Genomic DNA, 12,781 nt, shown 5'->3' on the forward strand with positions numbered 1-12,781 from the left:
TCATAATTGTTAAATCACGGGGTCGAAGATTAAATCTTTTGGTGACCGCCTTAAATTGCTACTATAAGTAATTACCCGTGCATTTCTCCATTCGGCATAATTGTACCGCGCCACTGAGCACCTGATAAATTAGCAGTGCTCAAATCTGCCCTAATCAAAGTTGTGCGGTGCAAAATTGCCTCCCGCAAATCTGTTCTAGCCAGGTAAGCATCAGTCATATCAGCTTCACTCAAATTTGCCTGATTAAAATTAGCTCGACTCAAATCAGCCCGCACCAAATTAGCTCGACTCAAGTCAGCCATGATTAAATTAGCATTGCTCAACTTTACATCAGTCATAAATGCACCGCGCAAATTAGCGCCAGCCAATTCAGCATCAAGTAACACAGCTCTTTCCAACTTAGCATTAGCCATTACAGCCCAGGAAAAATTTGTTTCTACCAAAGTTGCTTCAGTCAAAAATACACCATCTAAAATAGCTTCGCTCAAATTCGCCTGAGTCAGATTTGCTTCTCCCAGAAATGCTTCAGTCAAATTAGCGTGACTGAGATTAGCTTTAGTCAAATCTGCACCTTGCAAATTGACGCCCCGCAAATCTGCACCTTGCAAATTTGCACCCCGCAAATTTGCACCCTCAAAAATCCGCAGCTCCTTCCGCAAATTTGCACCCCGCAAGCACGCACCGCGCAAATCTGCACCTTGCAAATTCACACCTCGCATATCTGCATCGCTCAAATTTGCATCAATAAAAACTGCCAAAGAGATGTTGGCTTTGCGAAAGTCTGCACCTTGCAAAGTCGCTCCGTGGAAGTCTGCATCGGACAAATTTGCTCCGCTCAAGTTTGCTTGATTTAAGTTAGCACCGCACAACTTTGCATTAGTTAAATTTGCGCGCTGAAGGTTAATTCGGCTCAGGTACGACATCGCTAAGTTTGCACCCCAGAGGTCAGCACTGCTTAAATTGACGCCAATTAAATCGGCACCGCTCAGGTATACGCCTCGGAGATTCATACCTTGAAAATCTAGTTCTCCTGATGTATATCGCCTTAAAATTTCGCTGGCATTCATATTTGTTTTTGTTGTTAATTAGGTACAATCTGCTATTTCTAGACTGCTTAAATTTCTGTTCGCGCAGGCGGACTTAGTTTTTGTAGCCCCAGACTTGAGTCTGAGAAATTTGATGAAATTTCTTGAATTTCAGTTGACGCAGGCCGACTTAGTTTGTGTTACCCCAGACTTGAGTCGGGGCATTTAATGAATTTGATTGACAAATTCTTGAGTCCAAAAGACTGTTTTACTACCTAACTGTCGCCCGTGAATTTTCACATGAGTAAGATATTTGGATTTTAAAGTACACAGTTTTTTGTGGATGTATGTAGCTGTAGCCTGTTGGTTTGGTACTTCAGCCGACTCCAAAATTACATGGAGCCAACCGTCTTTAAATCCCGCTGTAGCAGCAATTCCTTTAGGCTGTAGCAATTGATTAATCAATTGGGCGATCGCCTTTGGTTTGCCTTGCTTTGCCATTTCCAGAAGCTGATACTGATTTGCTTTATGGCTAGAGTTTTCCTGCGGTATGTCTAAAATATTGTCATCCAGGCCTTCGGTGATTTCAGAAGGATATTTACCGCTTTCTTTTGACTCCAATTCGATCAAAATTTCCAGCAATTTATCGGTAAACTTCTGAACTTTTCCTACATACTCTCTGAGATTTTTATATTTCCAGTACAAACGCTCCTCTGCACTTCCCGTAGAAAATTTTCCGTTCAAAGCAGCTTCTAACTTGGTGAATATATTTTCTATTTGCGCCGTTGCGGAGTTAGCACTTTGACTGACTAATTCTGTCATTTCTTCTTCCAATTCCAACTTGCGTTTGATGGAATCGCTAATATTTATAATAACAGGAGCTGCCGGTTCTAAAGTTTCGATAATAGTCGCCATTTCTGCAACTGGGAATGTTTCTACCATTTCCTGTCTGAAATCGGTAGCATAATTATTGCTGGTTTCGGCTTCTTTAAACTGTACAGTTTCTGCCGTGTCCGGGACTAAGTAACTCTTTTGGGGGTCATAATGATAGTGAGCAGGAGCAGCTTGAAGGATGTGAGTAATCTCGCCTGGATCAAAATAATCGGTGCGCCTGTCCACCAGCTTGCTCTCTTCATAAACACTGTTGTTTAAATGCGTCTGATCGTAATCTTCGCTAGCGGAAGATTCGGCTTCATCCGGTTCTTCCTGTTGCATTTTTGCGTAACAAGGATTCATCGCTTTGATGATTACGCTCGCAGCTTGGTCGTTTTCATCTCTGTTGTCGAGATTGCTAGCAGTTGTGTACAATCGAGATTCGAGTTCGGCTAGGCTGCCACAGACATTAAACAGTTGTCGCAGTAGATTGTCAAGTTCTTGAGTTTTCAGCAGTAGCCAGTCGCGATCGCTAAAAGTAAACGGGTGATAAAGAGTAGAAAAAATTAGGATTTTCGCCCTCAGCGGATTTGTTTGCTGCAAAATTTTTTGTCGGACATCAAATAATTTGCCGGGGTTCCTTGCACTTTCTTCGCTGCTGCTGGGTATTTCCGAACTAAAGTGATCTTCAAATGCGGGAGCTTCCTGACCGCCAAAACTAGATATGTTTATTTCTAATTTGGTGAAATCTTCAAATTCATACAGCCTGCTAAGTTGACAGACTATGAGGTCTGCTACTAAAGCATACTCGGTTTTTTTATTAACCTTAGAGACTATATTATTTAAAACTGCTTCAATATCTTCTAACCTGCTGTATTTGGCGCACAGCTCTTCAATTAAAAGCCTTACATCTGCGCTGGCGAGTTGGGCCGGATCGTTTTCCCAGGACTCTTTACAAGCAAAAAATATTATTTTTTTAATGCGCGAGAGATTCACGTCTTGTTCTAATTCGCGAACAACTTCATCTAAAATAGATAAAGCTTTCATAGTTTTCCTCCCATAAAAATACCCTGTCAGCACTCAGCAAGAAATAATACAATTATACCACATTTGATCAATGCAAGACTTTGATGCGATCGTCATTGGCAGCGGTATTGGGGGCTTAGTCGCCGGCTCGATGCTAGCTCGCTACGGCAAGCGGGTGCTCGTCTGCGAGAGCCACATCATAGCGGGCGGGGCAGCTCACAGCTTTTCACGCCGGGGATTTCACTTTGATTCGGGGCCTTCTTTTTATTGCGGTTTGACTGACCCCCGGTCGTTCAATCCTTTGCGGCAAGTTTTTGATGTTTTGGAGGAATCGATCGCAGCAATTTCCTACGATCCGCTGGGGCATTACCATTTTCCAGAGGGAAGTTTGCCGATTTATGCTGATGCGAGAAGTTACTTAGATGCTGTAGCTAAGTTCGCACCGCAAGGTGCTGTAGAATTGCAGCAATTTCAACAAAACTTATTAGTTTTGTATGAAGCTTTGCGTGGAATTCCGGCTTTAGCGCTGAGATCCGACTGGCAGTTAATACCTGTTTTGCTGTCTCGGTACTCGCCTGCTTTGCTGAAGCTGTTGCCGCTAGTAGGTGCGATCGCGGGTTCAGCAGGTTCCTTGATGGATCGGGACGTGCGTGACCCTTGGGTGCGGCGTTTGATCGATTTGGAGTGCTTTTTGCTGTCGGGTTTGAAAGCGCACGGAACTGTCGCGCCGGAAATAGCTTTTATGATTGGCGAACGATCGCGCTGTGCGATCGAATATCCTGTAGGTGGCAGCGGTGCGATCGTCGATGCTTTAGTGAGAGGTTTGCAGCGCTGGGGAGGAAAGTTGCGCCTGGGATCTCCCGTCGAGCAAATATTAGTTGAAGCGGGCAAAACCACCGGCGTTCGCTTGAAAAATGGCGAAGTTATCCGCGCCCCAATTGTCATTTCCAATGCCACCGTCTGGGATACTTATACAAAGTTACTGCGACCTGAAGATTTGCCGGAAAGCTACCGAAAAAGCGCTTTGTCGATGCCAGCAGTAGACAGTTTCATGCACCTGCATTTAGGAATTAAAGCCGAAGGGCTCGAAGGTTTGACTGGCCACCACGTCGTCGTTCACGACAGCAAGATTGACATTACAGTACCCGGAAATACTTGCATGATTTCGATTCCTACAGTCTGGGATGCAACTCTCGCGCCGCCCGGACATCACGCCGTTCACGCTTATACATTGGAACCTTACGAAGGTTGGGAATATGGGGAATTGTATCCCCAGAAAAAGCAAGAGCGATCGCAATCTCTGTTTCAAGCTTTAGAAAAAATTATACCGGATTTGCGATCGCGAATAGTCTTTGAGTCGATCGGCACACCGCTAACCCACGCCCGATTTTTGCGCCGATATCAAGGAACTTACGGGCCTGCAATCGCCGCCGGAAAAGGCACATTTCCCGGGCCGCAAACACCAGTCAAAGGCTTGTATCGCGTGGGAGACAGCACCATGCCGGGAATTGGCGTCCCCGCCGTCGCAGCATCGGGTATTTTGTGCGCGAATACTTTGGTAAATTCGGATGTGACAGCACAATTTTTGTAAGTTATGGAAGAAGGAAGAAGGAAGAAGGAAGAAGGAAGAAGGAAAATTAACTGCTTCCCAGGCGCTGGCTGGGAACCGAGCTCCAGAGTCCGAGCCTCGCTTGCAAAAAAACAGGAGTCATAGCAAGAGTGAAATGCGTTCCCAGGCTCTTCCTGGGAACGAGGAAAACGAGGAAAAAACTACTTTTTACAAAATCTGCCTGCTGCCAAAACTGATTATCCACCAGCGGCAAAAGCGCCCATAATTGCGATCGACAAAGCCAAACCTGGCAACAGCAGCAATCCTAACATCAAAGCATCGTGTCCGCTCATCACTTTCTCCTGATATTGACGTTAAACATTATACTCTATAAACTGCAATCTTGCCTCGACCTTAATAATTAATTAAAACCGACATATAGATTCAGGATTGACAGGGCAAATTTTATTAACAATGGGATTCCGGCGCAAGTCCAAGTTAGTTAACTTTTGCAAAGATTGCAGGGAACTGATATCAGAGATTTGATTGTTGTACAAGTCTAGCAAAAATAAATTATTTAAAGCTTGTAGCGCGCTGGTATCAGAAATCGGATTGTTGAACAGATAAAGTTCAGTCAAATTAGTTAACGATTTCAGCGGACTGATGTCTGATATTTGATTGTTGCCGAGGTTGAGTTCAATTAAATTAGTTAGCGATCTCAAAGGACTAATATCTGATATTTGATTTTGGAATAAAACCAATTTATTTAAGTTAGTTAGCGAAGCCAACGGAGTAATGTCAGATATTTCATTTCCGAAGAGCAACAGCGTAGTCAGATTTTTTAAGGAAGCCAGCGGGGTGATATCCGATATTTTATTATTGTAAAGGTAGAGTGTCTGGAGTTTAGTTAAATTTTCCAGAGGAGCGATATCGGAAATTTGATTGTTGTAGAGAATCAGCGCATTTAAGTTAGTTAAGTTTTTCACCGGAGTGATGTCGGAAATTTTGTTGTCAAACAAGACAAGTGCGGTAAGATTAGTTAGACCTGCTAGGGAACTGATATCTGAGATTTGATTGGTATCGAGAACGAGTTGGGTCAGATTTATTAGAGATGAAAGCGGGCTGATCTCTGATATTTGATTAACATCCATAATCAAAGTTTTCAGATTGGTTAAAGATTGCAGGGGGGCCAGGTCAGATATTCGATTGCTGCCGAGAATAAGATTAGTAAGTTGAGTGAAAGATGAGAGGGGACTGATATCGGTAATTTGAAGATTTTTGAGGTTAAGTTCTGTTGTATTAGAAAGCAGTTCGTTGGCTCGATCGCACTCGGAAGTGTCTGATATTTGCAACAGTATTTCTACCGTATGTTTAGCGCCGGGCGATAGATTATCTTTTTGCTTGCACCACTCGGAAAAGTTATTATAATTTGTCATGGGCTGTGCTGCTTTAATCGATTTTAGATGCGAGATTTGAAATTTTAGATAAGTATAGCAATTCTATTTCAGTTGTGAATGAGATTTTTTTCGGATTTTGAGAAATTTCAGCAAAAATTGTGTAAAGTAATCTTAACATCCTTAATTGCATTGCATTCGCAGGAGCCAAGAGCCAACTATGACACCAGAACTAATTTTTAATGTCGGTAATCTGTTCGTTGTGCCTTTCTGGGCAATTATGATTTTATTACCAAACTGGGGAATTACCCGAAAAGTGATGAATTCTTTTATTCCGTTTGCCGTGCTAGCCGTTTTGTACATATATTTGTTTGGTAGCAGTCTGACTGCGGAAAATGCGGCTGCTTTGTCGAATCCTAAGTTAGCAGATATTGCTAAGTTTCTGGGGGAAGAAACGGCGGCTGCTACGGGATGGATACATTTTTTAGTGATGGACTTGTTTGTCGGGCGCTGGATTTATTTGGAAGGACAGCGGACAGGAGTTTGGACGATTCATTCTTTGGCTTTGTGTTTTTTTGCTGGGCCGATGGGATTGCTTTCTCATATTGTAACTGATTGGATTACTCAAAGGTTTTTCCCAAGTTCTGAGGCGGCGGAAACTGTTACTTCATCGGTTTAGGCAGAGGGTTTTTAATACCTTGGATGTTATATCGCATCCGGTTGCATCGGAATGATTAAACCGCGAAGGCGCAAAGGACGCGAAGGAAGAGACAGAAGAAGATGCCGTTCTTTCTTCGCGCTCTTGGCGTCTTCGCGGTTCATTTAATCTTACGACCTAACAGAACTCGATCTAATACAAGCGGAGTTGATATCAATCATCTACTCTGGGACGCAGAACGTAATTATGTAGGGTTCACCTGAAGCACTTTACCGCTAGAAGTTGGGTTGGGGCTGGTTTATAAGTACCTAGTATGTGAATTGCAGATAGGGTGAACTCGCCCGTACAGAATTTTAAGAATTGGCTAGGGGCAGCACTAAACGAGCCACGATTAAATTGTTTTCTAACATTTCTATAGAAAAGTTTCCCCCCATTAAGCGTACTGCTCGCTGACAAATTAAGAGATTTTGCACGATCGACCTATTGGAACTAGAAACGGCTAATATATCGGGTTCGGAATCGCCGTTGAAGGCAGCAATTAAGTGTCGATCGCACGCGCCGCTATCGCTCACAGACAATTCTAGCCAATCTTCTCCCAACAACTGAGAGCGAATCTCAATCTTGGCGCCAACAGCAGAGCGCCTGCAAGCCGCCGCCAGCAATTCGCACAGTATCAAATCCAGCTTGATGCTGTCCCCGCGAACGCTCAAAGTCTGGCCCGCAGGCATCGACACAGCAGTTTCTCTGTGTACTTCCAGCAAGACTTGCGACTGTTTGACCAAGGAGGCCGTTCGATCGAGCGATCGCCTCAGCCAAGCGCTCACAGGCACCGCATCTTGTGCGAATTGCAACCGCCAATGTTCCTGTTTCAGCAGCAAATGAGTTGACCCCAAAGCATTGCCAATTTGCCGCAAAACCTGTTGGTAGCGCAAAGTTTTCAGAGCATCCTTTTGTTCCTTCACTGACTGGAAAATCGACTGACTCAACTCCCCCAACTCCTTCACCCCCGCTCCCACAGTGCGGTAAAACTCCTCAAAACGGCGCTGTTTGTACCAGTTGAGCAGCTCCAGATCCAATCGCTGCGACTCGGCGGCCGATTGCACCGCCAAATACCTGCGCCACCAAGCCAACTGAGACGCCATCGAGCTGAGTAAACTCACCGACAACTCCGACCACTGGCGGCCCGGAGCGTCTGCAGCCACCACAATGCCCGCCGGAGCGTGTTCTGGGGCAGTCCGCAGCGCCACCGTCAGAATCTCGCCAATTCCCGGACTGCGGAGCCACCGCTTCGTCGCCAGCGGCAGTTGGCTCGTGCTCTGTTGCAGCACGCCCGCTTCTGCCAGGGTTTGTTGGATCAAGGCATCTGTTCGGACAGGAATCACCGCCTCGGGATTGAGGGCAAATACGGGATTGGCAGCTACCGTCGCCACGATGGAACCTTCCTCCTGACCGGGATTCCAAGTAATTACGGCTACTAAAGGACAGGAAATTGTCTGGGAAACGTGTTGAGCAAAGTTACGATCGAGCTTTTGTAGCGGCAACTCTGGGAACATCGTCGGTGAAGCAGCAGATATCTCTTGCTCAGATTGCTCATCAGGAGAATGGTGCAAAACCGCCAAACCCGATTTGAGCGAGCGCTCAAATTGCTGATATTTGTCGATTGCCGCACTCTGCTGCCAGGAGTGCAGGATCAATCCTAGCTGTTGGCCCACTAGCCGAACTAATTCTTGCTCAGATCGCCTCCAAGTGCGAGTTGCATTGTGTCCGACAACCAGCAAACCCTCGATCGATTTTCGATTGGCGATTTTCGATTTTAGATTGGGGTTTTCTCCCTCTTTCTTTTTCCCCCTCGTGGTCGATGCCAAAAGCGATCGCACCCCCGCCTCCCCCAACACTTCCCGCCAAGCGCTCAACCGCCCGTCTTCCTCCCAATTTTCAATAGCCACAGGTTCGCTTTCTTGCAGCAGCCCCACGTCAGCCACATCGAGGGCGTTGAGCGGCGACGGTACTGACCTGCGGTTGCGGGGCAGATTTTGGCAGACAATTTCAAAGCGATTTTGTTCTTCGCCGTACAGCAGCAGCAAAAAGTATTCGCATTTGAGCCGATCGCACAACTGTTCGGCGGTATTTTTCAAAGTCGCCTCCCAGTCAGCATCGCTGTAGATGGCGTGAGCTATTCCGGCAGTTAAATCTCGATCGATCTCAATTTGCTGAATTTTCTCCTCCATCTCCGACACCGGAGCCGTCAGAGCCACTAACTGCGCCACTCCCCGCAGGTAATGTTTTTCATTGTCTTGCCAAATCCGGGGCTCGCTGGCTTCGACTGCCAAAAATCCCAACAATTCCCCTTCTGAAATAATCGGCGCAGCCAACAGAGAGCGAGCGCGGATTTGCTGCATCAACCGCCCCGTCAGCTCAGTTTTCAGAGAACTTTGAGATTCGCCGATCCAAACCATTTCTTCCCTGCCCAAAGCCTGATAAAATTCGCCCAAGTCTTGGACGGTGATGCCCGAAGCCGCTCGGGCCGGCCCGCCCAAACCCGGAGTAACTTCGCGGTTGCTGACTCGGCGCCAAAAATAGCGCCGCTCTCGCTCGAACCAATAAACATTGGTGCGTGTCGGCTCGATAAATTCATGAGTTTGTTCGACCACCGCTTGCAAGTATTGGTCGAGCGATCGCAATTCCCCCAACTGCGAAATCAGCGCTAAAAGAGACTCATCTGGGTGTTTAACTTGTTGTCGCTGCCAGTCTTTTTCTATTTGGTAAAGAGCAGTTGCCAGCGCTCCAAATACGATCGCCAACTGCGTTTTTTCCCCCGACTTTGGCGATGCTCCCCACACGTCAGTGCCGAGCAAAATCACGCCGTAGCAGCGGTCTTTGTAGCGCAGCGGAAATAGAGTCGTGCCTTGAATATTGAAAGTTTGAGCTGCTTTGCGCCATTCTCCGGCTCTACTTTCCGATCGCAAGTCCGGGACTCCCACCGGCCGAAGTTGAATCACCACTTGTTCGAGCAAATCCCCTGGACTGAGGGCAAACCGCTGTTTGAGAAAAGACAGGTCGCCGTTAGGAGTCATGCCACCTTTCCCGAACAATCTGTGGGCCTGTCGATCGTACAACCCGATCCAAATCAACCGCCAGTCAAATTCCGCTTCCAAGTAACCGAGTGTGGTCGAAAGTAGCACTTCAACATTCTCCTCTTCTCGGAGAGTCTGGAGAACGCGCTCTAGGGTCGCGATTTGTTCGTCTAAATCCTTTGGTCTTTGCTGCTGCCCCATTTCCAAGCTTCCCCGCACCTTTGTCTAATTTAAAATTACTAACTTAAATATTCAAAAAATTAAAATGCAAAAGAATCAACTATAATATAATCGTCTCACTTATCCCTCAATCTCAAACATTGGATAAAGTCGATCGAAGTTGAAGTAAAAACTTCGCCTTCACTGTCTGCTCGTGAATATTTTTATTTCCCTTCTCATTTCTAATTTGTAAATTGCCCCAGTACAAATCATTGGATATTTATCAATCAAGTGTACGCCCGCTGTTGTTTTCTGTATTGAAAACCGATGCCGAGTGGCTGCACAACCGCACTCTCCAAGTTCTCGAACTCGCAGCCAGAACCCAGTCAAACCCCGCAACCCGCCAAATGCTCTCTCGATTGCAGAAATCTTTGGGAGTCCAAGATTCTCGCCTCGAACAATCTTTGTGGGGACTGAGCTTTAACAATCCTGTCGGCTTAGCCGCCGGATTTGATAAAAACGGCGTAGCTGCTGACATTTGGGCAAATTTTGGCTTTGGCTTTGCCGAACTCGGAACTGTCACTTGTCAACCACAGCCGGGAAACCCCCAACCTCGCTTGTTTCGCTTGACGGAGGACAGTGCAGCCCTCAACCGCATGGGATTTAACAATCAAGGAGCCGCGGCAATGGCAGCCCGGTTTCAGAGAGCACAGAAGTCAAAATTCGATGCCCAGCGCCCCATGCCTCAGTCTCCGTTCCCCTTGGGCATCAATCTCGGTAAATCTAAGGTAACACCGTTAGAGCAAGCCGCAGCCGACTATTTGGAGAGTTTTAAGCTGCTGAAAGATTGGGGCGACTATTTTGTAGTGAACGTTTCGTCTCCGAATACGCCTGGGTTGCGATCGCTCCAAGATGCTGCTGGGCTAAGCACAATTTTGGAAATTTTGCAACAAGAAAATCAGGGAATCAAGCCAATTTTAGTCAAGATTGCGCCGGATTTGGAGTCGGAGGATCTCGTATCAATTCTCGACTTAGCAAAAACCTACCAACTAGCAGGAATTATCGCCACAAATACCACCATCCGCCGCGATGGATTGAAAACACAAATATTGCGAGAAACAGGCAAACCAATCGCCGAAGAAGCCGGGGGAATTAGCGGGCTTCCTGTGCGAGAGCGATCGACAGAAGTAATCCGATTTATCTGGCAATATACAAAAGGCGAATTACCCATAATTGGAGTTGGTGGCATTTTCACCGCCGAAGATGCTTGGGAAAAAATAGCCGCCGGTGCGAGTTTAATTCAAGTTTACACCGGTTGGGTTTACGAAGGGCCTTGGATGGTGAGGCGGATTCTCCAAGGTTTGCTGCAAAAGTTAGAAGAAAAAGGATTTAATTCGATTTCTGAGGCGGTAGGTTCGGACAATCAATAGACCTACGAGTGAAAAGCAAGTCTTGGGCAGGCAGGATGCCTGCCCCACAAGAATTGTTGAAGAAGTCTAATAAATTATTGCAGCAGGATTTACGCACAGACTCTAACGAGTTATTAACTCTCTTATGTCACTTGAGGCAGAATAAAAATAGAAAATCGGGTAAAACAGGAATATAAAAATTGAGCAAGTCAGCCTATAAACGATAGCTTGAAGTTTAGCAAATCCTAAAGATAATTGAGGAATAGCAAAGACTGTAAGCCCCTGCTGAATTAAGTTCAATATGGTAAAAGGTTGAAGTATTGTAAAACTTCATTGAGTTTATAAGCAATTATAAACAATAAGGGTATTATATTGTGAGTGTTGAATAAGGAATACGCACAGCCTGAAGAACGGAAATCTCAAATGCAGTTAACAGAGAGGCACATCATTAAATCCACGGAACATCGTTTCGCCCAAATTGACGAACTAGCCTTTAAATCCAAAAACCTCTACAATGCCGCCCATTACGTCATTCGTCAGAACTTTATTTATGGATGGGGTTATGTCAATTACAACGAAATGAATCGATTCATGAAATTTCATGAAGCGTACAAGGCTTTGCCAGCTAAAGTCAGTCAGCAAATCTTGATGATATTAGACAAAAACTGGAAATCGTTTTTTGAAGCGGTTAAAGCATACAAAGTGGATGACTCTAAATTTACTGTCGCCCAAAACTGCCAAAGTACAAAGATAAGATCAAAGGACGAAACATTCTGGTCTACACGATTCAAGCAATTAGTAGCAAATTGTTTGATAAAGGAATTATTAAACTTTCGGGTACGGATTTTTCAATTAAAACCAAGGTAAATCCCGATCGGATCTGCCAAGTTAGGTTAGTTCCTAAATGCGATTCGTATGTAATTGAGGTCATTTATGACGAACAGGAGTCCACCGCCAGCGACGACAATTTTGTAGCTAGCATTGATTTAGGACTGAATAACTTGGTGGCGTTAACTTCAAATTAGCCGGGTTTCACCCCGCTCCTGATTAACGGGCGACCATTAAAATCAATTAATCAGTTCTACAACAAGTGCAAGGCACAGCTACAACCCCAATTAAAAGGAAATCGAAAAATTTCACCTCGCATTCAACGATTGACTCGCTGTCGCCATCAAAAAATTGATAACTACTTACATCATGCCAGTCGCCTAATTGTTGACATTTTAAGGACGAAACAAATTGGAACGTTAGTAGTTGGCAAAAATGAACAGTGGAAGACTGAGATTAATTTAGGGAAACAAACCAATCAAAACTTTGTCAGCATTCCTCATGCTCGACTAATTGAAATGTTGGAATACAAATCTCGACTGGTTGGGATTAAGGTAATTTTACAAGAAGAATCCTACACATCGCAGGCTAACTTCTTGGGTCTTGACCTAATCCCTGTTTACGGGAAAACAGAGAAAGAGCCGATGTTTACGGGTAAACGGATCAAGCGAGGTGGGTGCATCTCACTTTTGCGAATGTGTCTAAAAAGAGTTAAAATGAAAAAGCTAGTAAAATCTTCAAATAAATAAAGATGAGGTAAATAAAATGACACCCTCAGACCAACAA

General features: G+C 45.2%; 7 protein-coding genes and 2 pseudogenes. 4 read left to right on the forward strand and 5 right to left on the reverse strand.

Annotation, left to right across the window (positions count from 1 at the left end; translation table 11 throughout):
* Window positions 1-71: 71 nt before the first annotated feature.
* Window positions 72-1,067 carry a pentapeptide repeat-containing protein gene (locus NDI35_RS10930; RefSeq protein ID WP_445312754.1) on the reverse strand — a complete coding sequence of 332 codons (996 nt, stop codon included), beginning with the start codon at window positions 1,065-1,067 and terminating at the stop codon, window positions 72-74.
* Window positions 1,068-1,250: 183 nt separating this feature from the next.
* Window positions 1,251-2,945 carry a hypothetical protein gene (locus NDI35_RS10935; RefSeq protein ID WP_445312755.1) on the reverse strand — a complete coding sequence of 565 codons (1,695 nt, stop codon included), beginning with the start codon at window positions 2,943-2,945 and terminating at the stop codon, window positions 1,251-1,253.
* Window positions 2,946-3,015: 70 nt separating this feature from the next.
* Here NDI35_RS10935 and NDI35_RS10940 point away from each other — a divergent pair, with 70 nt between their 5' ends.
* Window positions 3,016-4,515 (forward strand): phytoene desaturase family protein, encoded by a 1,500-nt coding sequence (locus tag NDI35_RS10940; RefSeq protein ID WP_445312756.1) that lies wholly within the window; start codon window positions 3,016-3,018, stop codon window positions 4,513-4,515.
* 383 nt (window positions 4,516-4,898) lie between these two features.
* On the opposite strand, the gene NDI35_RS10945 is transcribed toward NDI35_RS10940, so the two are convergent.
* Window positions 4,899-5,909: a leucine-rich repeat domain-containing protein gene (locus NDI35_RS10945; RefSeq protein ID WP_445312757.1), complete on the reverse strand. Its 1,011-nt coding sequence runs from the start codon at window positions 5,907-5,909 to the stop codon at window positions 4,899-4,901.
* A gap of 178 nt (window positions 5,910-6,087) precedes the next feature.
* Between NDI35_RS10945 and NDI35_RS10950 the strand changes: the two genes are divergently transcribed.
* Window positions 6,088-6,546, forward strand: coding sequence for an ABA4-like family protein (locus NDI35_RS10950; RefSeq protein ID WP_445312758.1), 459 nt, complete (start codon window positions 6,088-6,090; stop codon window positions 6,544-6,546).
* 332 nt (window positions 6,547-6,878) lie between these two features.
* Here the strand turns inward: NDI35_RS10950 and NDI35_RS10955 are convergent, their stop codons facing one another.
* A complete protein-coding gene (locus NDI35_RS10955) occupies window positions 6,879-9,818 on the reverse strand; it encodes a sensor histidine kinase (RefSeq protein ID WP_445312759.1) in 2,940 nt (979 codons plus the stop codon).
* Between the two features lie 212 nt (window positions 9,819-10,030).
* On the opposite strand from NDI35_RS10955, the gene NDI35_RS10960 reads away from it, so the two are divergent.
* Window positions 10,031-11,188, forward strand: coding sequence for a quinone-dependent dihydroorotate dehydrogenase (locus tag NDI35_RS10960; RefSeq protein ID WP_445312760.1), 1,158 nt, complete (start codon window positions 10,031-10,033; stop codon window positions 11,186-11,188).
* A 102-nt stretch (window positions 11,189-11,290) separates the two neighbouring features.
* Here NDI35_RS10960 and NDI35_RS10965 read toward each other — a convergent pair.
* A pseudogene (locus tag NDI35_RS10965) lies at window positions 11,291-11,488 on the reverse strand (hypothetical protein); the annotation flags it as partial.
* A gap of 102 nt (window positions 11,489-11,590) precedes the next feature.
* Here NDI35_RS10965 and NDI35_RS10970 point away from each other — a divergent pair.
* Window positions 11,591-12,669, forward strand: a pseudogene (locus tag NDI35_RS10970) (RNA-guided endonuclease InsQ/TnpB family protein); the annotation flags it as partial.
* Between the last annotated feature and the right edge of the window lie 112 nt (window positions 12,670-12,781).

Source organism: Microcoleus vaginatus FACHB-2002 (genome assembly GCF_040004035.1).
GTDB classification, from domain to species: Bacteria; Cyanobacteriota; Cyanobacteriia; order Cyanobacteriales; family Microcoleaceae; genus Microcoleus; species Microcoleus vaginatus_C.

Bases quoted from the DNA above. Each gene is read 5' to 3' on its own strand.
- NDI35_RS10930 (WP_445312754.1), bottom strand. From the start codon at position 1,067: ATGAATGCCAGCGAAATTTTAAGGCGATATACATCAGGAGAACTAGAT.
- NDI35_RS10950 (WP_445312758.1), top strand. From the start codon at position 6,088: ATGACACCAGAACTAATTTTTAATGTCGGTAATCTGTTCGTTGTGCCT.
- NDI35_RS10940 (WP_445312756.1), top strand. From the start codon at position 3,016: ATGCAAGACTTTGATGCGATCGTCATTGGCAGCGGTATTGGGGGCTTA.
- NDI35_RS10935 (WP_445312755.1), bottom strand. From the start codon at position 2,945: ATGAAAGCTTTATCTATTTTAGATGAAGTTGTTCGCGAATTAGAACAA.
- NDI35_RS10945 (WP_445312757.1), bottom strand. From the start codon at position 5,909: ATGACAAATTATAATAACTTTTCCGAGTGGTGCAAGCAAAAAGATAAT.